28 protein-coding genes are annotated in these 21,272 nt (G+C 69.2%); 14 read left to right on the top strand and 14 right to left on the bottom strand.

All coding sequences use genetic code 11. The features are described 5' to 3' along the window. The first annotated feature begins 124 nt into the window (after window positions 1–124). Together dapF and mtaB are read left to right on the top strand one after the other, a co-directional pair. Window positions 125–1,015, top strand: coding sequence for a diaminopimelate epimerase (dapF, locus tag AAHF99_RS15185; RefSeq protein ID WP_342165236.1), 891 nt, complete (start codon window positions 125–127; stop codon window positions 1,013–1,015). Next, window positions 1,012–2,295 carry a tRNA (N(6)-L-threonylcarbamoyladenosine(37)-C(2))-methylthiotransferase MtaB gene (gene mtaB / locus AAHF99_RS15180; RefSeq protein WP_342165235.1) on the top strand — a complete coding sequence of 428 codons (1,284 nt, stop codon included), beginning with the start codon at window positions 1,012–1,014 and terminating at the stop codon, window positions 2,293–2,295. The genes dapF and mtaB overlap by 4 nt, the downstream gene beginning before the upstream one ends. Here mtaB and AAHF99_RS15175 read toward each other — a convergent pair. Then, window positions 2,235–2,915: an RluA family pseudouridine synthase gene (locus tag AAHF99_RS15175; RefSeq protein WP_342165234.1), complete on the bottom strand. Its 681-nt coding sequence runs from the start codon at window positions 2,913–2,915 to the stop codon at window positions 2,235–2,237. The genes mtaB and AAHF99_RS15175 overlap by 61 nt on opposite strands. A 44-nt stretch (window positions 2,916–2,959) precedes the next feature. Between AAHF99_RS15175 and ftsY the strand changes: the two genes are divergently transcribed. Both ftsY and AAHF99_RS15165 read left to right on the top strand, forming a co-directional pair. After that, entirely contained in the window at window positions 2,960–4,288 is a 1,329-nt protein-coding gene (ftsY, locus tag AAHF99_RS15170) for a signal recognition particle-docking protein FtsY (protein ID WP_342165233.1), read from the top strand. A gap of 4 nt (window positions 4,289–4,292) precedes the next feature. Continuing rightward, window positions 4,293–4,901, top strand: coding sequence for a septation protein A (locus tag AAHF99_RS15165; RefSeq protein WP_243955298.1), 609 nt, complete (start codon window positions 4,293–4,295; stop codon window positions 4,899–4,901). A gap of 4 nt (window positions 4,902–4,905) precedes the next feature. On the opposite strand, the gene AAHF99_RS15160 is transcribed toward AAHF99_RS15165, so the two are convergent. The 5 genes from AAHF99_RS15160 to AAHF99_RS15140 form a co-directional block, all read right to left on the bottom strand. Beyond that, the gene (locus tag AAHF99_RS15160; protein ID WP_342165232.1) at window positions 4,906–5,511 is read right to left on the bottom strand and encodes a DsbE family thiol:disulfide interchange protein; all 606 of its coding nucleotides are present in this window, start codon (window positions 5,509–5,511) and stop codon (window positions 4,906–4,908) included. After that, window positions 5,508–5,654, bottom strand: a complete 147-nt coding sequence (ccmD, locus tag AAHF99_RS15155; protein WP_342165230.1) for a heme exporter protein CcmD — start codon at window positions 5,652–5,654, stop codon at window positions 5,508–5,510. The genes AAHF99_RS15160 and ccmD overlap by 4 nt, the downstream gene beginning before the upstream one ends. Window positions 5,655–5,662: 8 nt before the next feature. Next, on the bottom strand, window positions 5,663–6,460 hold the full coding sequence (locus tag AAHF99_RS15150) for a heme ABC transporter permease (protein ID WP_342165281.1): 798 nt from the start codon (window positions 6,458–6,460) through the stop codon (window positions 5,663–5,665). Window positions 6,461–6,538: 78 nt separating this feature from the next. Beyond that, the gene (locus tag AAHF99_RS15145; protein ID WP_342165229.1) at window positions 6,539–7,261 is read right to left on the bottom strand and encodes a tRNA1(Val) (adenine(37)-N6)-methyltransferase; all 723 of its coding nucleotides are present in this window, start codon (window positions 7,259–7,261) and stop codon (window positions 6,539–6,541) included. After that, window positions 7,258–7,482: a putative signal transducing protein gene (locus AAHF99_RS15140; protein ID WP_243955307.1), complete on the bottom strand. Its 225-nt coding sequence runs from the start codon at window positions 7,480–7,482 to the stop codon at window positions 7,258–7,260. The genes AAHF99_RS15145 and AAHF99_RS15140 overlap by 4 nt, the downstream gene beginning before the upstream one ends. Window positions 7,483–7,671: 189 nt before the next feature. On the opposite strand from AAHF99_RS15140, the gene AAHF99_RS15135 reads away from it, so the two are divergent. The 3 genes from AAHF99_RS15135 (at window position 7,672) to AAHF99_RS15125 (ending at window position 9,844) form a co-directional block, all read left to right on the top strand. Then, window positions 7,672–8,697: a polyprenyl synthetase family protein gene (locus AAHF99_RS15135; protein ID WP_342165279.1), complete on the top strand. Its 1,026-nt coding sequence runs from the start codon at window positions 7,672–7,674 to the stop codon at window positions 8,695–8,697. Window positions 8,698–8,795: 98 nt separating this feature from the next. After that, complete coding sequence (locus tag AAHF99_RS15130) at window positions 8,796–9,401, top strand: YceI family protein (RefSeq protein WP_342165228.1); 606 nt, start codon at window positions 8,796–8,798, stop codon at window positions 9,399–9,401. A 98-nt stretch (window positions 9,402–9,499) separates the two neighbouring features. Next, window positions 9,500–9,844 (top strand): hypothetical protein, encoded by a 345-nt coding sequence (locus AAHF99_RS15125; RefSeq protein ID WP_342165226.1) that lies wholly within the window; start codon window positions 9,500–9,502, stop codon window positions 9,842–9,844. 3 nt (window positions 9,845–9,847) lie between these two features. Here AAHF99_RS15125 and AAHF99_RS15120 read toward each other — a convergent pair whose 3' ends face one another. Genes AAHF99_RS15120 through AAHF99_RS15105 form a run of 4 tightly spaced genes read right to left on the bottom strand, consistent with a single transcriptional unit; the run spans window position 9,848 to window position 12,616 of the window. Next, complete coding sequence (locus tag AAHF99_RS15120) at window positions 9,848–10,318, bottom strand: arsenate-mycothiol transferase ArsC (RefSeq protein ID WP_243955312.1); 471 nt, start codon at window positions 10,316–10,318, stop codon at window positions 9,848–9,850. 35 nt (window positions 10,319–10,353) lie between these two features. Further along, window positions 10,354–10,848: a UPF0262 family protein gene (locus AAHF99_RS15115; RefSeq protein ID WP_243955314.1), complete on the bottom strand. Its 495-nt coding sequence runs from the start codon at window positions 10,846–10,848 to the stop codon at window positions 10,354–10,356. A 10-nt stretch (window positions 10,849–10,858) separates the two neighbouring features. Then, window positions 10,859–12,154, bottom strand: coding sequence for a histidinol dehydrogenase (gene hisD, locus AAHF99_RS15110; protein WP_342165223.1), 1,296 nt, complete (start codon window positions 12,152–12,154; stop codon window positions 10,859–10,861). Window positions 12,155–12,172: 18 nt separating this feature from the next. Next, on the bottom strand, window positions 12,173–12,616 hold the full coding sequence (locus tag AAHF99_RS15105) for a DUF2948 family protein (RefSeq protein WP_342165221.1): 444 nt from the start codon (window positions 12,614–12,616) through the stop codon (window positions 12,173–12,175). Between the two features lie 189 nt (window positions 12,617–12,805). On the opposite strand from AAHF99_RS15105, the gene AAHF99_RS15100 reads away from it, so the two are divergent. Continuing rightward, on the top strand, window positions 12,806–13,111 hold the full coding sequence (locus tag AAHF99_RS15100) for a hypothetical protein (RefSeq protein ID WP_412759891.1): 306 nt from the start codon (window positions 12,806–12,808) through the stop codon (window positions 13,109–13,111). Window positions 13,112–13,153: 42 nt separating this feature from the next. On the opposite strand, the gene AAHF99_RS15095 is transcribed toward AAHF99_RS15100, so the two are convergent. The 4 genes from AAHF99_RS15095 to AAHF99_RS15080 form a co-directional block, all read right to left on the bottom strand. Beyond that, entirely contained in the window at window positions 13,154–13,576 is a 423-nt protein-coding gene (locus AAHF99_RS15095; protein ID WP_342165218.1) for a helix-turn-helix domain-containing protein, read from the bottom strand. Beyond that, complete coding sequence (locus AAHF99_RS15090) at window positions 13,573–13,857, bottom strand: type II toxin-antitoxin system HigB family toxin (RefSeq protein WP_412759890.1); 285 nt, start codon at window positions 13,855–13,857, stop codon at window positions 13,573–13,575. Before AAHF99_RS15090 ends, AAHF99_RS15095 begins: the two co-directional genes overlap by 4 nt. Window positions 13,858–13,933: 76 nt before the next feature. Next, window positions 13,934–15,223, bottom strand: coding sequence for a UDP-N-acetylglucosamine 1-carboxyvinyltransferase (gene murA, locus AAHF99_RS15085; RefSeq protein WP_342165217.1), 1,290 nt, complete (start codon window positions 15,221–15,223; stop codon window positions 13,934–13,936). A gap of 134 nt (window positions 15,224–15,357) precedes the next feature. Continuing rightward, window positions 15,358–15,594, bottom strand: coding sequence for a hypothetical protein (locus AAHF99_RS15080; protein ID WP_342165216.1), 237 nt, complete (start codon window positions 15,592–15,594; stop codon window positions 15,358–15,360). A 52-nt stretch (window positions 15,595–15,646) separates the two neighbouring features. Between AAHF99_RS15080 and hemA the strand changes: the two genes are divergently transcribed. The 6 genes from hemA (at window position 15,647) to yidC (ending at window position 21,272) form a co-directional block, all read left to right on the top strand. Then, on the top strand, window positions 15,647–16,942 hold the full coding sequence (gene hemA, locus AAHF99_RS15075; RefSeq protein WP_342165215.1) for a 5-aminolevulinate synthase: 1,296 nt from the start codon (window positions 15,647–15,649) through the stop codon (window positions 16,940–16,942). Between the two features lie 200 nt (window positions 16,943–17,142). Further along, the gene (locus AAHF99_RS15070; RefSeq protein ID WP_342165214.1) at window positions 17,143–17,943 is read left to right on the top strand and encodes an inositol monophosphatase family protein; all 801 of its coding nucleotides are present in this window, start codon (window positions 17,143–17,145) and stop codon (window positions 17,941–17,943) included. 68 nt (window positions 17,944–18,011) lie between these two features. Beyond that, complete coding sequence (locus tag AAHF99_RS15065) at window positions 18,012–18,557, top strand: adenine phosphoribosyltransferase (RefSeq protein WP_342165212.1); 546 nt, start codon at window positions 18,012–18,014, stop codon at window positions 18,555–18,557. 183 nt (window positions 18,558–18,740) lie between these two features. Next, window positions 18,741–18,875, top strand: a complete 135-nt coding sequence (gene rpmH, locus AAHF99_RS15060; protein WP_238205808.1) for a 50S ribosomal protein L34 — start codon at window positions 18,741–18,743, stop codon at window positions 18,873–18,875. Between the two features lie 77 nt (window positions 18,876–18,952). Continuing rightward, a complete protein-coding gene (gene rnpA, locus AAHF99_RS15055; protein WP_342165210.1) occupies window positions 18,953–19,414 on the top strand; it encodes a ribonuclease P protein component in 462 nt (153 codons plus the stop codon). Further along, window positions 19,404–21,272 (top strand): membrane protein insertase YidC, encoded by a 1,869-nt coding sequence (yidC, locus tag AAHF99_RS15050; RefSeq protein WP_342165209.1) that lies wholly within the window; start codon window positions 19,404–19,406, stop codon window positions 21,270–21,272. The genes rnpA and yidC overlap by 11 nt, the downstream gene beginning before the upstream one ends.

Here is a 21,272-nt window from a genome sequence, read left to right as displayed (position 1 = left end):
GGTGCCGCGAGGCCGTCCGTCACAGGGCCGAACCGGTGCGGCGGATCTGCAACGCTGCGGCGCACTCGCGCTTGGGCGCCGGGTTTGCCATAAGCGCGCGAACCCCTCCGGCAGATCCTTTCGTATGAGTGCACTCGCCCATCGACGTTTCCTGAAGATGCACGGCGCCGGCAACGCCATCGTGGTGCTTGACCTGCGCGGCACGGCCGTGGGCGTCTCGGCGGCCGAAGCGCGGGCCATCGCGGCCGATCCGGGCTCGTCGTTCGATCAATTGATGGTGTTGCACGATCCCGTGAGCGCGGGGACCGACGCCTTCATGCGCATCTACAACACGGATGGGTCCGAGTCCGGCGCCTGCGGCAACGGCACCCGCTGCGTCGCCTACGCGATGCTGGACGACCCGGCCATGGCCCGCCCCGCCGAGGGGAGCCGTCTGCTGCTGGAGACCAGCGCCGGCCGCGTCGGCGTGCGACGCAACTCCGAGCGGTCCTTCACCGTGGACATGGGCCGCCCGCACCTCGCTTGGGACGAGATCCCGCTGGCCGAGCCCTTCCCGGATACCCGCCGCATCGAATTGCAGGTCGGGCCCATCGACAACCCGGTGCTGCACTCGCCGGGGGTGGTGAACATGGGCAACCCCCACGCGGTGTTCTTCGTCGAGACGGACCCGGACGGGTACGATCTCGGCCGGATCGGGCCGCTCCTCGAGAATCATCCGGTCTTTCCCGAGCGGGCCAACATCTCGGTGGCCCAGGTGCTGGACCGGGAGGCGATCAAGCTGCGGGTGTGGGAGCGCGGTGCGGGCCTGACGCTGGCCTGCGGCACGGCGGCCTGCGCGACCGTGGTGGCGGCCTCTCGCCTGCGGATGATCGGCCGGCAGGCCAATGTGAGCCTGCCCGGCGGCGACCTCTTCGTGGAATGGCGGGCCGACGACCATGTGCTGATGACCGGTCCGGTCGCCCTCGTCGCGGAAGGCACCTTCGCGCCGGAGCTGTTCGCCGGGATCGATTGTTGAGCGTCGAGACCCTGTCCTTCGGCTGCCGGCTCAACATTGTCGAGACGGAGGCCATGCGCCGCCTCGCCGCTCGCGACGGGCGCCCGCGCCTCGTTGTGAACACCTGCGCGGTGACGCAGGAAGCCGGGAGGCAGGCGCGCAAGGCGATCCGCCGCGCCGCCCGCGCCAATCCCGAGGCCGAGATCGTCGTGACCGGCTGCGGCGCCGAGGTCGAGACCGAGGCCTACCGCGCCATGCCCGAAATCGGGCGGCTGATCGGCAATGCCGAGAAGCTCAACCCCGCCGCCTGGGCCGGCGCGGCGCGTGGTCCGGGGGCGGTGATGGAAGCCCTCACCGCCGAGCGCGCGGACGTGCCGGCGATGGCGGGGCACACCCGTACCTTCGTGCCCGTGCAGAACGGCTGCGATCACCGCTGCACCTTCTGCGTCATCCCGTTCGGACGGGGGCGCTCCCGCTCCGTGCCGGCGGGTGCGGTGGTGGAGCAGGTGGCCCGCACCGTCGAGGCCGGCGGGCGCGAGGTCGTGCTCACGGGGGTCGATCTCACCGCCTATGGCCGCGATCTCGATGAGGGCCTGTCCCTCGGCGGCTTGGTGCTGCGGATCCTCGCTGAGCTGCCCGGTCTTGCCCGGCTGCGCCTCTCCTCTATCGATTCCGTGGAAGCCGACGACGCCCTGCTCGATGCCATCGCCGGGCAGCCTCGGCTGATGCCGCATCTGCATCTGTCGCTGCAGGCCGGCGACGACCTCATCCTCAAGCGCATGAAGCGCCGCCATTCCCGCCAGGACGCGATCCGCTTCTGCGCCGAGGCCCACGCTGCCCGGCCCGGCCTCGTCTTCGGGGCCGATCTGATCGCGGGTTTCCCCACCGAGACCGAGGCGCAGTTCGACCGGACCCGCGCCCTGGTCGAGGAATGCGGCCTGACGCATCTCCACGTCTTCCCCTATTCGCCCCGCCCCGACACCCCGGCCGCGCGGATGCCCCCGGTGGCGCCGGAGGCGATCCGTAACCGCGCGGCGCGTCTGCGGGAGGCGGGCGATGCCGCCCGCGCCCGGCATCTGGCGCTACAAGTGGGAAAGACGCTGACGGTGCTGGCCGAGCGCGGCGGCACCGGCCGGGCGGAGGATTTCTCGACGGTGCTCCTCGGCGAGGGCATCGCGCCGGGTACGTTCCGCGACGTCCGCATCGCCGGCCATGACGGGACGCGGCTGATCGCGGAGGCTCAGGCGGTCCCGCCGCAGGCCGACAGGGCCGCCTCCATGTGCACCGGAGCCGGTGCCTGAACGACGATGGGCTCACGCTTCGGGTAGAGCGGCAGCGACAAGGCGCGGGCGTGCAGGTGCAGGGCGCTCCCGCGTGGCGCACCGCCGTAGATCGGGTCGCCGAGGATCGGCCAGCCCGATTCCGCGCAATGGACGCGCAACTGGTGCGTCCGCCCAGTCACCGGCTTGAGTTCGAGCCAGGTCCGTCCTTCGGCCCGGCCGAGGACGCGCCAATGGGTCAGGGCCGGGTCGCCTTCCGGATCGGCCTTCATCCACCACGAGCGCGGATCGGAGGAGCGGCGGCCGAGCGGCATGTCGATGCTGCCGCCCTCCTCGGTCGGGCCGCCGGAGACGATGGCCCAGTAGGTCTTCCCGGCCTGATTGCCGGAGAAGAGCTTGCCGAGGCGGGCCAGCGCCTTGGCGTGGCGGCCCAGCGCGAGGCAACCGGACGTGTCCCGGTCGAGGCGGTGCGCCGCCTCCGGCCGGCGGGGCAGGCCGAAGCGGAGCGCGTCGAGATGGTCGGTCAGCGTCTCGCCGCCACGGGGGCCGGGATGGACCGGAAGACCCGCTGGCTTGTCGATGACGAGCACCAGGGCATCGCGATACAGGAGGCGCGCGCCTATGTCGGTTGTATGAGGCATCGGATTCGGGACATGCGCCGGATTCGGGCGGAAGGCGAGGGTTTATGACGAGCGAGGACAAGCCCGGCTGGTTCGGGCGCCTGTTCGGGCGCAAGGGCAAGGATGAGGGCAAGGAGGAGGTGCCGGCCACCCCCGCCGAGGGCGAGCCGGATTTCGCCACGGGCGCGGAGGATGTGGAGCACATCCCGCTGCCCGAGGACGAAGGCGCCATCGACGCCACCGAGGGCGCCGACCTGCTGCCCGTGGAGGGCGAGGACGAGAAGCCCCCCACCGGCACAGCCGGCGACAGGCCGGCGCACGGCGCGGACCCGGTCGATACCGGCACCATGAACCGCGAGCCGAACGTCTCGCCCGAGCCGGATGTCGCCCTCGACCCGGACATCCAGCCGACCGACACCGCCGCCGCCCTGGCGCACGATGCCGGCGCGGGCCCCGACCGCGAGCCGGAGGCCAAGGGCTGGTGGAGCCGCCTGACCTCGGGAATGCGCCGCACCTCCACGGCCCTGTCCGACCGGGTGACGGGGCTGTTCACCAAGCGCAAGCTCGACGCCACCACCCTCGAAGACCTTGAGGACGCGCTGATCCAGGCCGATTTCGGCCTGGAGACCGCGGTGAAGATCTCGGAGGCCGTCGGCAAGGGGCGCTACGAGAAGGGCATCTCCCCCGACGAGGTGCGCGCCATCCTCGCCACCGAGGTCGAGCGGGCGCTGGAGCCGGTGGCCAAGCCCCTGGAGATCGACACGGCGAAAAAGCCGTTCGTGATCCTCACGGTGGGCGTCAACGGCGCGGGCAAGACGACGACGCTCGGCAAGCTCTCCTCGAAGTACCGGGCCGAGGGCCGTTCGGTGATGCTCGCGGCCGGCGACACGTTCCGCGCGGCGGCCATCGAGCAGCTGAACGTCTGGGGCGCCCGCACCGGCACGCCGGTCATCAGCGGCGCGCAGGGGGCGGATGCGGCGGGGCTCGCCTTCGATGCGCTGAAGCAGGCGCAGGCGGCAGGCACCGACATCCTCATGATCGACACGGCGGGCCGCCTGCAGAACAAGACCGGCCTGATGGCCGAGTTGGAGAAGATCGTCCGCGTCCTGCGCAAGCAGGATCCGGAGGCGCCGCACGCCACGCTGCTGATCCTCGACGCGACGGTGGGCCAGAACGCCCTCTCGCAGGTGGAGTTGTTCTCGCAGGCCGCGCCGATCACCGGCCTGGTGATGACCAAGCTCGACGGCACGGCGCGGGGCGGCATCCTCGTGGCGCTGGCGGCGAAGTTCGGCCTGCCGGTGCACTTCATCGGCGTCGGCGAGGGCGTCGAGGATCTGGAGCCCTTCGCGGCCCGCGATTTCGCCAGGGCCGTCGCCGGCCTGGAACGGGACTGAGACCATGCAGATCGAAGCCATTCCACCGCGCCGGCACCTGCCGCCGCTCGCCAAGCTCGGGCTCGAAATGGGTCCGCTGGTGCTGTTCTTCCTGGCCAACGCCTTCGGCGAGCGGCTGGGGCTCGACGGCGATCAGGTGACTTACGCGGCCATCGCCCTGTTCGTGGGGGCGACGATCCTCTCGCTCGGCATCCACTTCGCGCTGCTGCGCCGGGTGCCGATCATGCCCCTCGTCTCGGGGGCGGTGGTGCTGGTGTTCGGCGGCCTCGCCCTGGCGCTCCGGGACAAGACGTTCTTCGTCATCAAGCCGACCATCGTGAACAGCCTGTTCGGGCTGATCCTGCTCGGCGGGCTGCTGTTCAAGAAGCCGCTGCTCTCGGTGGTGCTCGACAGCGTGTTCTCGCTGACGGAGGAGGGCTGGCGGCGCCTCACCTTCCGCTGGGGCCTGTTCTTCCTGGCGCTGGCGGTGCTGAACGAGATCGTCTGGCGCACGCAGGATTACGAGTTCTGGGTGAAGTTCAAGGTGTTCGGCATCATGCCGATCACCGTGCTCTTCGCCCTCGCCCAGACGCCGCTGCTGATGCGCTACGAGCAGAAGCAGCCGGAGGCGTAAGGCGTCAGCGCGCCTCCGCCACCTTCCCGGCGGCCCGGATGCGCGCGAGGACGCTCGAAAAATTCTCCGGGGTGAGGATGCCGACGATCTTGTCGCGGATCACCCCGTCCGGCCCGATGATGAAGGTCTCCGGCACGCCGTAGACCCCGAAATCGATGGCCGCGCGGCCATCCGCATCCGCGCCGACTGCCGCGAAGGGCACGCCGTGCCGGTCGAGGAACTTCTTTCCGGCCGCCGGATCCGGCTCCTTGTAGTCGATGCCGACGAGGCGGATGCCGGGCTCGCGGGCAAGCCGCATCAGCATCGGATGCTCGACCTGACAGGGCGCGCACCACGACGCGAAGACGTTGAGCACCGTCACGCCGCCCTTGAGGTCGGCGCTCGACAGGCCGGGGACCGGCGCACCGTCCTTGGCGAGGCCAGGCACGGCCGGCAGGTCGAAGCTCGGCGCGGGCTTGCCGATCATCGCCGAGGGCAGGGCCGACGGGTCGGCGCCGGAGCGCAGGCGCAGGAACATCACGCCCGCCAGCGCGGCGAACACGAGAACCGGCAGGATCAGCAGAAGCGAGCGCCGGGCTTGCGGCGCGGCGATGTCGTGGGTCTCGCTCACCGGCGGTCCTCCCCGAAGCGTTTCAGGGCGCGGCGCTGGGCGGCGCGGTCGCGCAGGGCGTTGCCCACGAGGCCGACCATGATCAGCGCCGTGAAGGCGTAGGCGGCGACGATGAAGCCGCCATGCGATCCGAGATCGAACACGTTCGAGCCTACAGGGCTTGAGGAAGCGGCGCGGCGGCGGGGGCGGGCACGATCCGGCGGGCGCCCGAATCGAGCCGTTCCGCCTCGCGGATCGTCAGCGTCCGCACCCGGCGGCGCATGATCTCGGTGCGCATCGTATAGAGGTGCAGGGTCGAGCCGCCGAGCGTCGCCGCGCCGATCATCAGGAGCAGCGGGTAGAGCATCGACGGGTCGATGGTGGAGCCGCCCATCCGCAGGATCGAGGCCGGCTGGTGCAGGGTGGACCACCAGTTCACCGAGAACTTGATGATCGGCAGGTTCACCGCGCCGACCAGGGTGAGGATCGCCACCGCGCGCGCCGCCCGGTTCGGGTCCTCGATGGTGCGCCACAGGGCGATGAGGCCGCAATAGATCAGGAACAGCACCAGCATCGAGGTGAGCCGCGCATCCCACACCCAGTAAGTGCCCCACATCGGCTTGCCCCAGAGGGAGCCGGTCACGAGGCAGACCAGGGTGAAGGCGGCGCCGATGGGCGCGGCGGCCCGCTGGGCCACGTCCGCCAGGGGATGGCGCCACACCAGGGTGCCGATCGCCGACAGGCTCATGGCCCCGTAGAAGAACACCCCGAGCCACGCCGCCGGGACGTGGATGTACATGATCCGCACCGTCTCGCCCTGCTGATAGTCGGCGGGCACGACGAAGAAGGTCTGATAGAGCCCCACGGCGAGGGCCGCGAGGGACAGGGCCGTCAGCCACGGCACGGCCTTCCCCGACCAGCGCATGAAGTGGCCGGGGTTGGACATCCGGGTCCAGAGGGAGGGCGTCATCGTCGCGGTCTCGGACATGGTTCTGCTCCTACCTCAGGGTGCGGTGCAGCAACAATGCGCGCTTCGGCGCGGGCTCTCTCAGCGGTGGAGCGCGTCGGCCTCAGGGGTGAAGCGCCCGTCCGGCCCGTGCAGGACGAGGGGCGGCGCGAGGGAGAAGGGTGCCCGGCTCCCCTTCACGGCGGAGACGAGGATGCGGATCGCCGACTCTTCCAGCTTCGCGTAGACGGGCCGCACCGCGATCCCGCCGAAGCGACTGGCCAGCGCCGCGAGGCAGCGGGGCAGGGCGTCGGCCCTGTGGATCATTCCGAGCCGCCCGCCCGGCCGCAGGATGCTGGCGCAGGTGCGGATCCAGCCGTCGAGACCCTCGGCCGGGAAGCCGTGGGCGCTGGCCTTGGCCGCGTCGGGGGAGGGGCGGTAACGGCCCTCCTCGAAGAAGGGCGGGTTCGTCAGCACGCAATCGAAGCGGTCGGGTGGGAGGCCGGCGGCTTCCCGCTCGCGGCCGGGGGCGAGGACATCCGCCTCGATCACCTCGGCCGCCACGCCGTTCAGCGCGGCGTTGGCGCGGGCGAGGTCCGCGAGGGCGGGGTCGCGCTCGACCAGCGTGACGCTGACGCCAGGCCGCAGGATCGCGCAGGCGAGGCCGACGATGCCCGGCCCGGAGCCGAGGTCGCACAACCTCTCCCCCGGCTCGGCGGCGAGAAGTCGCGCCAGAAGCACGCCGTCCGTCCCGGCCCGGTGGGCGCCGCGCGGCGGCTGGTGCAGGCGCAGCCGGCCCCCGAGGAAGGCGTCGGCCTCGCTCACGGCGCCCGCAATTCGTGCGCGAGCCCGGCATCCTTGAGGATGCGCCGGGCCTGGGCGGCGTGGTCGTCCGGCACGAGCAGGCGCCGCCCGAACATGCCGATGGAGCCTTCCATGGCGCTCATGTGCTCGTCCGCGACGAGGACGGGGATGCCCGCATCCTCCAGGAGCGAACGCGCGAAGCCGATGAGCACGATGTCGTTCGCCCGGATCAGTTCGACCAAACCCGTCTCTCCTCCTTCTGCCGGGATTCCGGTATGGGGTTGGCGCATTCGCCGCGTGGAGTGCGGATGCCGCCTGTCCCATATCCGCCCATGTTGCGACGCCGCAGGCACCATGCGATTGGACGGCGCCGATGTTTTCCGCGCGGACGTCTCCCGCGCGGCCCGGTTTGGGAGTCACGGATCTTGGGTATCGCCGCCACGATCGAGAACCCGCAGAAGCCCGACGATGCCGGGCTGAACGACCTCGTCGCGCTGGTGGCCGACGGGATGAAGCGGGTCAACTCCACGATCCTCTCCCGGACGGGCTCCGACGTCGCGATGATTCCGGAGGTGGCGAACCACCTCATCGCCTCGGGCGGCAAGCGCCTGCGGCCGATCCTCACGCTCGCCTGCGCGCAACTCTGCGGCTACGCGGACCAGGCCGGCAAGGACGGGGACGTGAAACTCGCCGCCAGCGTCGAGTTCATGCACACCGCGACGCTCCTCCACGACGACGTGGTGGACGAGAGCGACATGCGCCGAGGCCGCGTCGCCGCGCGCATCAAGTGGGGCAACGAGGCGAGCGTGCTCGTCGGCGATTTCCTGCTGGGACAGGCCTTCCGCATGATGGTCGAGGTTGGCTCGTTGCGCGCGCTCGACATCCTCTCCGCCGCCGCCACGGTGATCGCCGAGGGCGAGGTGATGCAGTTGGCCGCCGCCAAGAACCTGGAGACCAGCGAGGAGGCCTACCTCGCCGTGATCCGGGGCAAGACCGCCGAACTCTTCGCCGCGGCCTGCGAGGTCGGGCCGGTGATCGCCGGGCGCAGCGAGGCCGAACAGGAGGCCGCGCGCGCCTACGGCATGAATCTCGGCATCGCTTTCCAGCTCATCGACGACGCGTTGGATTACGGCGGCACCTCCACCGAGCTCGGCAAGAACGTCGGGGACGATTTCCGTGAGGGCAAGATCACCCTGCCGATCGTCCTCGCCTACCGGCGCGGCAGCGAGGAAGACCGCGCCTTCTGGCGGCGGACCCTGACGCGCGGCGAGATCCGCGACGACGACCTCGCCACCGCCTTGGCGACCCTGCGCCGTCACGGCACCCTGGAAGAGACGGTCGCCCGCGCCCGCCATTACGGCGAGAAGGCCAAGGCGTCGCTCGCGATCTTCCCCGAGGGGCCGGTGCGGTCCGCGCTCCTCGACGCGGTGGAATTCTGCGTGGCCCGGGCGCACTGACGCCCGTGTGCGCTTCGGCACAGGAACGGCAAGCTTCGCCTTAACCGATGGGATTAAGGGGTTTAGGCCGTCTCGCATCACCCACACGGAGATGCCCTGTGAAGACGTTCGCCACCCTCACCCTCCTGCTCGCCGGCATCGGCACCGCGCAGGCGCAGACCCCGCCGACCCGTGACCCGGGCCAGATCCCGGCCGGCACCTACGCCGTCGATCCGAACCACACCCAGGTCGGCTGGCGCGTGTCGCATATGGGCTTTTCGAACTATGCCGGCGGCTTCTCCGAGGCGTCCGGCACGCTGGAGCTTCAGCCGAAGAACCCCTCGGCCTCCAAGCTGACGATCAAGATCCCCGTCGCCTCCGTGACGACCACCAGCGCCAAGCTCACCGACGAGCTGAAGGGCGACCAGTGGCTCGACAGCACCAAGTTCCCGGAGATGACCTTCGTCTCCACCAAGATCGCACCGGCCGGCAAGGACCACGCGAAGGTCACGGGCGACCTGACCCTGCACGGCGTGACCAAGCCCGTGACCCTCGACGTCACCCTCGTCGGCGCGGGCGTGAACCCCCTCGACAAGAAGATGACCGTCGGCTTCGAGGCGACCGGCGTGGTGAAGCGCTCCGAGTTTGGGGTGAAGACCTACCTGCCGCTGATCGGCGACGACCTGCACCTCACCATCGCCGGGGCGTTCGAGAAGCAGGACTGATCCGGCGGGAGTTATCGACAACCAGGGCGGCCGCGTTAAGAGATCCTTTATCCTCTGCGTGAAGGCTAACAGGTGCTTTCAGCCGAACGGATCGTCCCGTGGCCGCCCTTCGCTTCTCCCTCCCGGTCCTCTCCGCCGCGGCCATCGTGGTTGCGCTGACCGCCGCCCCGGCGCTGGCCGGGGACGCGGCCTCCGCCCACACCTCGTGGAGAAGCTGCCTCGGACGCGCCTATGTCGAAGGCACGGCCTTCACCGGCCGGGACCTCGCGGCGGATGCCGCGCTCCGGTCCTGCCGGGGCGAGGAGAACGCCTATCTCACCGCCCTCTCGGATTCGCCGCTGCTCGACGCCGACGACATCGCCCAGGCGCGGCCGGACCTCGTGGCGCGGGCGCGCGCCGCCCTGCTCGAGACCGTCAGCGGCCCGCGCGCGGTCCTGCGCTGACCCTTACGATTTCAATCGCTGCTTGATCTTCGCCGTCAGCCCGTCGCGCACGTCGCGATAGGCTTCGAGGCGCTGCTCCCGCGACGCGTCCTGCACAAGCGTCGGGTCCGGCGTCGGCCAGTATTCCACGTCGGCGGCCAGCATGTGCGTGAGCGCGATGGCCTTGTGGTGGGCCTCCGGCGCGAGGGTGATGATCAGGTCGAAGTTCAGCCCCTCCCAATCCTCCAACTCCTCGACGGTGCGGGGGCGGTGGCGGCTCGCGTCGATGCCGATCTCGTCCAGGGCGGCGACCATGAACGGGTCGATGGGCTCTCCCTGCCGGACGCCCGCGGACTGCACATAGATCGACTTGCCGAAATAATGGCGCGCGATGGCCTCGGCGGCGGGGGAGCGCACCGCGTTGTAATTGCACATGAACAGCACGGATTGCACCCGCTGCTTGCGCGGGGCCGGATCGGGTGGCGGCTCGGCCATGACGGTTCAGACCGGACGCGGGTCCGCCACTGATTTCAGCCCTTCCAGTGGAGGGCGAAGATCAGCGTGAACAGGCGCCGCGCCGTGTCGTGATCGAGGTCGACCTTTCCGTCGAGCCGCTGCTTCAGCGTCTCGGAGGCTTCGTTGTGCAGGCCGCGCCGCCCCATGTCGATGGCCTCGATCTGGCTCGGCGAGGCGGTGCGGATCGCGTTGTAGTAGCTCTCGCAGATCATCTCGTAATCGCGGATGACCCGGCGGAACGGGTTCAGCGAGAGCAGATGCGTCATCACCGGCTCGCCCTCGGCCGTGCTGATGGCGAAGGAGAGCTTGTTCTCCACGAGGCCGAGAAGAAGCCTGAATGGACCCTCCCGGCCGGGGATCGAGAAGCTGTTGCCCTCCAGGATGTCGTAGAGCGCGATGGCGCGCTCATGCTCCTGATCGGGGTTGCCGCGGGCGATGGACGCTTCGTCCAGCGTTACCGAGACGAGGCGGTTCGGCCCCTTGTCCGCCCCCCGCTCCTTGTCCGACATCCCCGAAGCCTCACAAGTTCAGCCGGATCGCCACGGAACGGGCGTGCCCGTCCAGCCCCTCCGACCGGCCAAGCGTTATCGCCGCCGGCCCGAGCGCCCGCAAGCTCTCCGGCGTGCAGGCGAGAACGGTGGTGCGCTTCATGAAATCGAGCACGCCGAGGCCGGAGGAGAACCGCGCCGAGCGGGCGGTGGGCAAAACGTGGTTCGGCCCGCCGACGTAATCGCCGATGGCCTCCGGCGTGTGCGAGCCGAGGAAGATCGCACCCGCGTTGCGGACCTTGAGGGATAGGGCCTCGGCGTCCTTCGTCTCGATCTCCAGATGCTCGGGGGCGATCCGGTCGACCAGCGGCACTGCCTCGTCGAAGTCACGGACGCGGATGATGGCGCCGTAATCGCGCCAGCTCGCCCGCGCGATCTCGGCGCGGGGGAGGGTGACCAGGGCCCGCTCGACCGCGCTTTCCACGGCGTCCGCAAGCTCGCCGCTGTCGGTGATCAGCACGGCCTGGGCGGCGACGTCGTGCTCGGCCTGGGCCAGCAGGTCGGCGGCGATCCAGTCCGGGTTCGCCTCGCCATCCGCCAGGATCAGCACCTCCGAGGGGCCGGCGATCATGTCGATGCCAACCTGCCCGAACACCCGGCGCTTGGCTGCCGCGACCCAGGCATTGCCGGGGCCGACGATCTTCGCGACCGGCGCGATGGTCGCGGTGCCGTAGGCCAAAGCCGCCACGGCCTGCGCGCCGCCGACCCGGTAGATCTCGTCCACCCCGGCGAGATGCGCGGCGGCGAGCACCAGCGGGTTCAGCACGCCATCGGGGGTGGGCACCACCATGACGATGCGCGGCACGCCCGCCACCCGCGCCGGGACGGCGTTCATCAGCACGGAGGACGGGTAGCTCGCCGTGCCGCCCGGCACGTAGAGCCCGACCGATTCGAGGGCGGTCCAGCGCCAGCCGGACGTGACGCCCAGCGCGTCGGTGGCCTTGTGGTCGGCGGGCTTCTGCGCCTTGTGGAAGGTCTCGATGCGCTCGGCGGCGAGCCGGAGGGCGTCCAGGGCCTCCGGCGGGCAGGCGGCGACGGCGGCCTGAACTTCCTCCGGCCCGATGCGCAGGCGCTCGGCCGAGAAGTCGGCGCCGAGCCGGTCGAAGCGGCGCGTATACTCGACGAGGGCGTCGTCGCCCGTTGCCACCACGTCGGCGATGATCCTGCGGACGGCATCGTCCACATCCTCGGAGATCTCACGCTTCATGGTGAGCAGGTGCGCGAAGGCCTTCGCGAAATCCTGATCCCGGCTGTCGATGCGGACCATGATCGTCCCCCCTCCGTGTCAGGCCGCCGGCCCGGTCGTGTCGTCGTGGCCCGGGCGCCCGCCGGCTTCCCAGACCGGGCCGAGGTCGCGCATCCGCGCCTCGATGCACTCCACCTCAAGGCGGATCGTCCCGTTGCCGGAGAACAGGATCTCGACCTGCCCCGAGGGCGCGTCGCCCGGCGTGAAGGTGATCGCCAACAGGCTCAGCGGCATGGCCTCCGGTCCCTGCTCGAGTCCGCGCGTGCGCACCGCCAGCACCCGCTCGAAATGCAGCCCGCTCAGCCGCCGCTGGGGCGGCGCCTTCGGACCCGCAGACCAGTCGAACCGGCGCAGCACCAGGGCGAAGCGCTTCTCGCCCTTCAGATAGGTCAGATCCTCCGGCCGCAGGATCGCGTCCTGCAGATGGGCCGAGATCACGGTGAGGTCTTCGGCGTCCAGGGCTGCGAGCTTCAGAAGCTCCATCGAGGGGTTCCGGTCGGGTGAGGGTGCCCAAGTCGGGGCGGCATGGCGTCAGTAGCGGCGCCGGCTTGTCCGGGCAACGCCGCTATGGTCGGATCGCACCGCCTCATGCACCGTTCATGATGGCACGCCTAAGTTGCAGGCGACCGTGGCCGCCGGAACGCGGCCGAACGATTGAGCAGGACGATGACGGTGAAGCGCATCACGCTGGCGGTGTTGACCGCCCTCGCGCTCGCTCCGGCGCTGGGTACGCCGGCGAGCGCGCAGTATTACCGCGACGAATACGATTACCGCCCGCGCCGGCCCCCGCCGCCGGATTACTATGACGACCGCCCGCGCCGCTTCCAGCGCGACGATTACGATTACGGCCCGCGCCGCTTCGGCCGAATCTGCGTGACGGCGCGTGGCAATTGCCCGACCCGTCCGGGCCCGTTCAATGCCCCCTGCGGCTGCGAGATCCCCGGGTTCGGCCTCAAGCGCGGCGCCATCGGCGGCTGACGCGACAGCGGTGGCGGGCGGCTCGGGCCGTCCGTCGCCGTTTCAGGCCGCGTCCCGATCCAGGCGATAGGGCGCCGCCAATGCCGCCATTGGCAGATGCCACGCTTCGCTGATCAGACGGATCTGCGCGAGGGTGAGGTGCCGCTTCCGGTTCAGGATCTCCGACGCCCGCGCCCGCGATCCCAAAAGCTCCGCCAGCCCGGCCTGCGAGCGACCCATGTCCTCGATGGCGAAGTGCAGCATGTCGACCGGGTCGGCCACGGGGATGGGATAGTGCTCGCTTTCATAGGCGGTGATGAGCGCCACCAGAACAGCGAAACGATCACCATCCGGCGAGCCGATTTCGGGTTCGTTCTCGAAATAGTGGCTTGCCTCCGCAAGCGCCCATTGATGATCCGCATCGGTCCGCAAGGCCCGAATGTTGTGAACGGTCCGAGCGGCGCTGGAGATTGTCATCTCATTCATTTGCGGGCGATCTCCACGGTAAGAGGATCGATCTCATCGTATTCGCGATGCGTTCCAACAAACTTGATCTGACATGATTTGAATTTGTAAGAGAAGTGGACGATGAGGCGGTACTTGTTGCCGCCGATGTCGAAGATCGCGCGATTATCGCCAATGAAATCAACGGTTGTACCAAAAGCGCGCTCGATCTCCTGCGGGCCAGTCCATGTCTCGCGTGATGCGAGAAGGTACCACGCCTGCAGGGGGCCTTCCGATCTCGGATGACGAGACCAGAAAGCCACGAGACTCGAGCGCGCAATGACATTCACAAACGAACGATAGCGTGTTCCCAATCCGGGAACAAGCCTAGTGAAAGACTTACCCCCGCACGCGTTCGATCTGCGCGCCGCAGCGGTTGAGCTTGGCTTCGAGCGCTTCGAAGCCCCGGTCGAGGTGGTAGACGCGGTTGATCTGCGTCTCGCCCTCGGCAGCCAGTCCGGCGATGACGAGGGAGACCGAGGCACGCAGGTCGGTCGCCATGACCGGCGCCCCGCGCAGGCGGTCGACGCCTTCCACGATCGCCATGTCGCCGTCGAGGCGGATCTTCGCGCCGAGGCGGGCCAGCTCCTGCACGTGCATGAAGCGGTTCTCGAAGATCGTCTCGCGGATGTGCGACTGGCCCTTGGCCAGGGTCATCAAAGCCATGAACTGCGCCTGGAGATCGGTCGGGAAGCCGGGGAACGGATCGGTGGTGACGTCCACCGCTGCGATCCCGCCGCCGTTGCGGCGGACGCGGATGCCGCCATCGACCGGAGTGATCTCGGTGCCCGTCGTCGCCAGGATGTCGAGGGCCGAGTGCAGCAGATCGGCGCGGGTGTCCTTGAGGATGACGTCGCCGCCGGTCATCGCCACGGCCATGGCGTAGGTGCCGGTCTCGATCCGGTCGGGCAGCACCTCGTGGCGGGCGCCGCCGAGGCGGGCCACGCCCTCGATCTCGATGCGCGGCGTGCCCGCGCCCTTGATCCGCGCGCCCATCTTGTTGAGGCATTCGGCGAGGTCGACCACCTCCGGCTCGCGGGCGGCGTTCTCGATCACGCTCGTGCCGTAGGCGAGGGCAGCGGCCATGAGGGCGACATGCGTGCCGCCGACCGTGACCTTCGGGAAGGACACCTGCCCCCCGCGCAGACCCTTCTTCGTCTTCGCAATAACGTAGCCGCCGTCGATCTCGGTCTCGGCGCCGAGCTGCTGCAGGGCCATGATGAGCAGATCGACCGGCCGGGTGCCGATGGCGCAGCCGCCGGGCAGCGAGACCTTCGCCTCGCCGAACCGGGCGAGCAGCGGCGCGATCACCCAGAAGCTCGCCCGCATGGTCGAGACGAGGTCGTACGGCGCCGTCGTGTCGATGATGTTCGAGGCGGTGAGGCGGATGGTCTGGCCGGTCTCCGAGGTCTGGCCCGGCCGCTTGCCGACGACCATCTGGTCGACGCCGTGATTGCCGAGGATGCGGAGCAGGGCGGTGATGTCGGCCAGACGCGGGACGTTGATGAGCTCCAGCGTCTCGCCGGTCATCAGGCTGGCGATCATCAGCGGAAGCGCCGCGTTCTTGGCGCCCGAGATCGGAATCGTGCCGTTGAGCGGCGCGCCGCCGGTAATGTGGATGCGATCCATCGGGTCCGTCCTGGCGCCCCCGCAGCGGCGGCGGGAGCTTGAAAACTGTATCGGGCGGGGAACGCCCAGGCTTAAGTGAAGCCTGCTATAGACCGGATTTGTCGGAATCGGGACCGCGAGCCGAGAATGACGGCTCAGCTTCGCTCGCGCGACGCATCGTCCCGCTCGGTGGTCGGCTTGTCCGGCGCCGCACGGCCACGCTCCTGAGCCTTGCGCCGACGCAAATTCGCTCTGAGCGCCGCCTTCAAACGCTCTTCCCGCGCCGCCGGTTTGTCCTCGTTCATCGATCTGGATCCAGGGAGGGTTGCAGGGCGCAATGGGCCGACCTTCGACTTGTAGCGGTTCCAGAGCGGCGGGAAGTCGGTATACATCGCCCGACCTTACGACAGCCAACCGGCGGCGACCCCCTCAGAAGGACGCGCGATGCCTGCTCACCGGAACCTCGACAAGACACTCTCCCCCGTGGCGGAGGTGCGGGCGGGTGCCGGCTACGACTCGTATTTCCGTAAGGCTTTGGACGGCCTGCACAGCGAGCGCCGCTACCGCGTCTTTGCGGACATCGAACGCATCTCCGGTCGGTTCCCGGTGGCGAAGTGGCGCCGCCCCGACGGCTCAGTCACCGAGATCACCGTGTGGTGCTCGAACGATTACCTCGGCATGGGCCAGCACCCGGACGTAGTCGGCGCCATGACCGAGACCGCCGCGCGCTGCGGCGTCGGCGCGGGCGGCACCCGCAACATCGCCGGCAACACCTCGCCGCTGGTCGATCTCGAGCGCGAACTCGCGGACCTGCACGGCAAGGAGGCGGGCCTCGTCTTCACCTCCGGCTACGTGTCGAACCAGGCCGGCATCTCGACCATCGCCAAGCTGATCCCGAACTGCCTGATCCTCTCGGACGCCTTCAACCACAACTCGATGATCGAGGGCGTGCGCCATTCCGGCTGCGAGAAGAAGATCTTTCGCCATAACGACCTCGCCCATCTCGAGGAGCTGCTGCGCGAGGCCGGCGACCGGCCGAAGCTGGTCGCGTTCGAATCGGTCTACTCGATGGACGGCGACGTGGCACCGATCGGCCGGATCTGCGACCTCGCGGAACGCTATGGCGCCATGACCTATCTCGACGAGGTCCACGCGGTGGGCCTCTATGGCGAGCGCGGCGCCGGCATCGCCGAGCGCGACGGCGTGATGCATCGGGTGGACGTGATCGAGGGCACGCTCGCCAAGGGCTTCGGCTGCGTCGGCGGCTACATCACCGGCTCGGCGGCGCTCTGCGATGCGGTGCGCAGCTTCGCGGCGGGCTTCATCTTCACCACGGCACTTCCGCCCGCCGTCGCGGCGGCGGCGACAGCCTCCGTGCGCTACCTGAAGCACTCCAACGCGGAGCGCATCGCGCATCAGCGTCAGGCCGCCGCGACCAAGGCGGCCCTCGATGCGGCCGGTCTGCCGCTGCTGGAGACCCAGACCCACATCGTCCCGGTGATGGTGGGCGATGCCGAGCTGTGTAAGGCGGCGGCCGACCATTTGCTCGAACGGCACCGGATCTACATCCAGCCGATCAACTACCCCACCGTCCCGCGCGGGACGGAGCGCCTGCGCATCACCCCGTCGCCGTTCCACGACGCCGCCCAGATCGCGCGCCTCACCGAGGCGCTGAAGGAGACCTGGGCGACGCTCGGCCTGCCGCGCGCGGGCACGGTGTTCGTGGAAGCGGCCGAGTAGGAAGCCTTTCGGTCTTTCACCCACGCCGTCATTGCGAGCGCAGCGAAGCAATCCAGGGCAGCGGAACGCGTCATGGCGAAGCGCATCCCTGGATCGCTTCGCTGCGCTCGCGATGACGGTCCGCTGTCGATGGCCTCGCCATCGCAGCCTCCTGCCTGTAACCACCGTCGCAAATCCGCGACGCAAGAGTCCAAGACGCTATGATTTCCTCGCCCCTCATGACCGTGATGGTCGATGCCGCGCGCAAGGCCGCCCGCAGCCTGCGGCGCGACTTCGGCGAGGTCGAGAACCTCCAGGTCTCGCGCAAGGGGCCGGGCGACTTCGTCTCCGCCGCCGACCGCAAGGCCGAGGAGGTGGTGCGCGATGCGCTGTTGAAGGCGCGCCCCGGCTACGGCCTCGTGCTGGAAGAAAGCGGCATCATCGAAGGCACCGACAAGAGCCACGTCTGGCACGTCGATCCCCTCGACGGCACCTCGAACTTCCTGCACGGCGTGCCGCATTTCGCGGTCTCCATCGGGCTGGAGCGCGAGGGCGTGATCGTCGCGGGCGTGGTGTTCGATCCAATCAAGGACGAGCTGTTCGTCGCCGAGCGCGGCAAGGGCGCCTACCTCAACAACCGCCGCATCCGGGTCGCGGCCCGCACCGAGATGGCGGATGCCCTCGTCGGCTACGGCACGCCCTATCTCGGGCGCGGCAGCCATCCGCGTCTGCTGCGCGAGATTTCCGCCGTGATGGCGGTCTCCGGCGGCACCCGCCGCATGGGTTCGGCGGCGCTCGACCTCGCCTATGTCGCCTGCGGACGCCTCGACGCCTACTGGGAGCGCGATCTCCAGACCTACGATTTCGCCGGGGGCGTCGCCCTGGTGCGAGAGGCCGGCGGTTTCGTAACCTCGGCGGACGGCGCGGCCGAGCCCCTGGCTCCCCGCTCGGTGTGCTGCGGCAACGAGAGCCTGCAGCGCGACCTGCTGGCGATCCTGAAGAAGGCCCAGGGCGCCGGCTGAGGGGCGCCAACTGGCATCGCGCCAACCCATCTGCTTTAACCGCCCCGTTCGTCAGGGAAGATCGCCGCATGGAAGCCCGCCGCCACGTCGCCCTGAAGGAATCGATTCGCTCGATTCCCGATTATCCGAAGCCCGGCATCATCTTCCGCGACATCACCACCCTCCTGTCGGACCCGCGCTCCTTCCGGCGGGCGGTGGATGCGCTGGTGCACCCCTATGCCGGCGGTGGCATCAAGCAGGTGGCGGGAATCGAGGCGCGGGGGTTCATCCTCGGTGGCGCCATCGCCCACCAATTGTCCTGCGGCTTCGTGCCGATCCGCAAGAAGGGCAAGCTCCCGCACAAGACCGTCTCGATGGCCTACGCCCTCGAATACGGCACCGACGAGATCGAGATCCACGTCGATGCCGTCGGCCCCGGCGACCGGGTGCTGCTGGTGGACGACCTGATCGCCACGGGCGGCACCGCCATCGCGGCGATCAACCTGCTGCGCAAGATCGGCGCGGAAGTCGTGGCGGCCTGTTTCGTGATCGATCTGCCGGAGATCGGCGGCGCCAAGCGCCTGCGCGACCTCGGCGTGGACGTGCGCACCCTCATGGAGTTCGACGGACACTAAGGAATGGCCCGAAGGGGGCTGCAAAACGTTGACTTGTGCCGACCCTTCCGCCATAAGCCGGCCACCCGCGACGGGGCGCCCCACTTGGGCGCCCTTCGTGTTTGCGAGACATGCAGGACGCGTGAAGGTCGGGAGCGGCATAGCCGCCCGCGAGCGCGCCTCGACCTTTGAAGGCCATTCGTCATGAAGAGAACCTATCAGCCGAGCAAGCTCGTCCGTAAGCGTCGCCACGGCTTCCGTGCGCGGATGGCCACGGCCGGCGGTCGCAAGGTGCTGGCCCGTCGCCGCGCCCACGGCCGCAAGCGCCTGTCGGCCTGAGCCCGGCGGGTCGAGACCCGCCGCCGCGCCCCTGGCGCGGCCCCTTCCGGGGCACTGAAGCCGGGATCGAACGGTCGATGGCGACGATCGAACGGCTCAAGAAGCGGCCCGACTTTCTGGCCGCTGCCGCGGGCCGCCGTTTTCATACCGAACGGATGACGGCGCAGGGCATCCTGCGCGCTGAGGAAGCCGGTGGCCTGCGCCTCGGCTTCACCGTCACCAAGCGCGTCGGTCACGCGACCGAGCGCAACCGCATCAAGCGGCGGCTTCGTGCCGTCGTTGCCGAGGTCGCCGCCGGCTTGCCCGCCGACCTCGCCGGTCGCACCGCCGACATCGTGCTCGTCGCTCGCCGCCCCGCGCTCCATGCGGATTTCGCGGCCCTCGCTGACGATCTCCGCAAAGCGATTCCCGCGGTGGCCCGCGCCGGCAAGCCGGAATCCGGCGGCAGGCCGAATCCCCCTTCATCCCGACGCGGAAAGCGCCCTCCGGCGCCGCCCGCCTCCCCGAACAAAGGCCTTGGTGTCCCCAATGGGCAATGACAAGACCAACATGTTCGTGGCCATCGGCCTGTCGCTGCTGGTGCTGCTTGGTTGGCAGTACTTCGTGGCCGGGCCGCGCCTCGAGCAGCAGCGCCAGATCGAGGCCCAGAACAAGGCGGCGCAGGCGCAGACCCAGCCGCCGGGCGTGACGCCGGACGGCGTGCCCTCGCCCTCGCCGAAGGAGGGCGGCCCGGCCGCCCCGGCCCCCGGCACCGCGCCGACGCCTCCCGGCGGCCCGGTCAGCCGTGAGGCGGCGCTCGCCCGCGCTCCTCGCGTGAAGATCGAGACCCCGGCCATTTCCGGGTCCATCAACCTGAAGGGCGCCCGCATCGACGATGTGGCGCTGAAGAACTACCACGAGACCATCGACCCCAAGAGCCCCGAGATCGTCCTGTTCTCGCCGGCCGGGACCGAGACGCCCTATTACGCCGAGTTCGGCTGGGTCGGCGCCAACGCCAAGCTGCCGAACAGCGAGACGGTGTGGACCTCCGACGGCAAGACGCTCTCCCCGGGCATGCCCGTGACCCTGACCTGGGACAACGGCGAGGGCCTGACGTTCAAGCGCATCGTCGCGGTCGACGACAAGTACATGTTCACCGTCCGCGACTCGGTCGAGAACAAGGGGTCGGGGGCGGTCACGCTCTATCCGTACAGCCTCGTCTCTCGCTGGGGTAAGCCGCACACCCAGGGCTATTACGTCCTGCACGAGGGCATGATCGGCTATCTCGGCGACGACGGCCTGCAGGAGATCACCTACGACAAGCTCGCCAAGGAAGGTGCCTATGGCGGCGCCAACACCAAGGGCAAGGCGTTCAGCAACGTCACCGGCGGCTTCCTCGGCATCACCGACAAGTACTGGGCGGCGGCCGTCATCCCCGAGCAGAACGCGCCCTATACCGGCGCCTTCACCGACCGCACCGACGGCGCGACCAACGTCTATCAGGCCAGCGCCCGTGGCGACGCGGTGAACCTCGCCGCCGGAGCTTCGGCCACGACCACCCAGCGCCTGTTTGCGGGCGCCAAGGAGGTCAACGTCATCAATGGCTACCAGAAGGAGTTCGGTCTCCGGCACTTCGATCTGATGATCGATTGGGGCTGGTTCTGGTTCATCACCCAGCCGATGTTCCGGGCGCTCGACTTCATCTACCGCCTGTTCGGCAATTTCGGTGTCTCGATCCTGATCGTGACCCTCGGCCTGAAGCTGCTGTTCCTGCCGATCGCCAACCGCTCCTACGTCTCGATGGCCAAGATGAAGGCCGTCCAGCCGGAGATGACCTCCATCCGGGAGCGGTACAAGGACGACAAGGTCAAGCAGCAACAGGCGATGATGGAGCTGTACAAGAAGGAGAAGATCAATCCGGTCGCCGGCTGCTGGCCGGTGCTGATCCAGATCCCCGTCTTCTTCGCGCTTTACAAGGTGCTGTTCATCACCATCGAGATGCGGCACGCGCCGTTCTTCGGCTGGATTCACGACCTCGCGGCGCCGGATCCGACGAGCATCGTAAACCTGTTCGGCCTGCTGCCCTTCACGCCCCCGGAATACATCCCGATCCACCTGGGCGTGTGGCCGATCATCATGGGCATCACGATGTTCGTGCAGATGAAGATGAACCCCGCGCCGCCGGACCCGGTCCAGGCGCAGATCTTCACCTTCATGCCGATCATCTTCACCTTCATGCTCGGCTCGTTCCCCGCCGGACTGGTGATCTACTGGGCGTGGAACAACTCGCTGTCGGTGCTGCAGCAATACGTCATCATGCGCCGCAACGGCGTGAAGGTGGAGCTGTGGGACAACCTGCGCGGTACGTTCAAGCGAGGCTCCAAGACACCGGCCAAGACGGCGCCGACCAAGGGCTGA

Origin of the sequence: Methylobacterium litchii, assembly GCF_038442315.1 — a bacterium.
Lineage (GTDB): Bacteria > Pseudomonadota > Alphaproteobacteria > Rhizobiales > Beijerinckiaceae > Methylobacterium > Methylobacterium litchii.
This window is presented reverse-complemented; position numbering and strand designations above follow the sequence as displayed.

What these genes read in the sequence shown, in the direction of transcription:
- dapF (WP_342165236.1), top strand. Translation starts at nt 125, where the DNA reads ATGAGTGCACTCGCCCATCGACGTTTCCTGAAGATGCACGGCGCCGGC.
- AAHF99_RS15175 (WP_342165234.1), bottom strand. Translation starts at nt 2,915, where the DNA reads ATGCCTCATACAACCGACATAGGCGCGCGCCTCCTGTATCGCGATGCC.
- ftsY (WP_342165233.1), top strand. Translation starts at nt 2,960, where the DNA reads ATGACGAGCGAGGACAAGCCCGGCTGGTTCGGGCGCCTGTTCGGGCGC.
- AAHF99_RS15165 (WP_243955298.1), top strand. Translation starts at nt 4,293, where the DNA reads ATGCAGATCGAAGCCATTCCACCGCGCCGGCACCTGCCGCCGCTCGCC.
- AAHF99_RS15150 (WP_342165281.1), bottom strand. Translation starts at nt 6,460, where the DNA reads ATGACGCCCTCCCTCTGGACCCGGATGTCCAACCCCGGCCACTTCATG.
- AAHF99_RS15120 (WP_243955312.1), bottom strand. Translation starts at nt 10,318, where the DNA reads ATGGCCGAGCCGCCACCCGATCCGGCCCCGCGCAAGCAGCGGGTGCAA.
- AAHF99_RS15115 (WP_243955314.1), bottom strand. Translation starts at nt 10,848, where the DNA reads ATGTCGGACAAGGAGCGGGGGGCGGACAAGGGGCCGAACCGCCTCGTC.
- hisD (WP_342165223.1), bottom strand. Translation starts at nt 12,154, where the DNA reads ATGGTCCGCATCGACAGCCGGGATCAGGATTTCGCGAAGGCCTTCGCG.
- AAHF99_RS15105 (WP_342165221.1), bottom strand. Translation starts at nt 12,616, where the DNA reads ATGGAGCTTCTGAAGCTCGCAGCCCTGGACGCCGAAGACCTCACCGTG.
- AAHF99_RS15095 (WP_342165218.1), bottom strand. Translation starts at nt 13,576, where the DNA reads ATGAATGAGATGACAATCTCCAGCGCCGCTCGGACCGTTCACAACATT.
- murA (WP_342165217.1), bottom strand. Translation starts at nt 15,223, where the DNA reads ATGGATCGCATCCACATTACCGGCGGCGCGCCGCTCAACGGCACGATT.
- AAHF99_RS15080 (WP_342165216.1), bottom strand. Translation starts at nt 15,594, where the DNA reads ATGTATACCGACTTCCCGCCGCTCTGGAACCGCTACAAGTCGAAGGTC.
- hemA (WP_342165215.1), top strand. Translation starts at nt 15,647, where the DNA reads ATGCCTGCTCACCGGAACCTCGACAAGACACTCTCCCCCGTGGCGGAG.
- AAHF99_RS15070 (WP_342165214.1), top strand. Translation starts at nt 17,143, where the DNA reads ATGATTTCCTCGCCCCTCATGACCGTGATGGTCGATGCCGCGCGCAAG.
- AAHF99_RS15065 (WP_342165212.1), top strand. Translation starts at nt 18,012, where the DNA reads ATGGAAGCCCGCCGCCACGTCGCCCTGAAGGAATCGATTCGCTCGATT.
- rpmH (WP_238205808.1), top strand. Translation starts at nt 18,741, where the DNA reads ATGAAGAGAACCTATCAGCCGAGCAAGCTCGTCCGTAAGCGTCGCCAC.
- rnpA (WP_342165210.1), top strand. Translation starts at nt 18,953, where the DNA reads ATGGCGACGATCGAACGGCTCAAGAAGCGGCCCGACTTTCTGGCCGCT.
- yidC (WP_342165209.1), top strand. Translation starts at nt 19,404, where the DNA reads ATGGGCAATGACAAGACCAACATGTTCGTGGCCATCGGCCTGTCGCTG.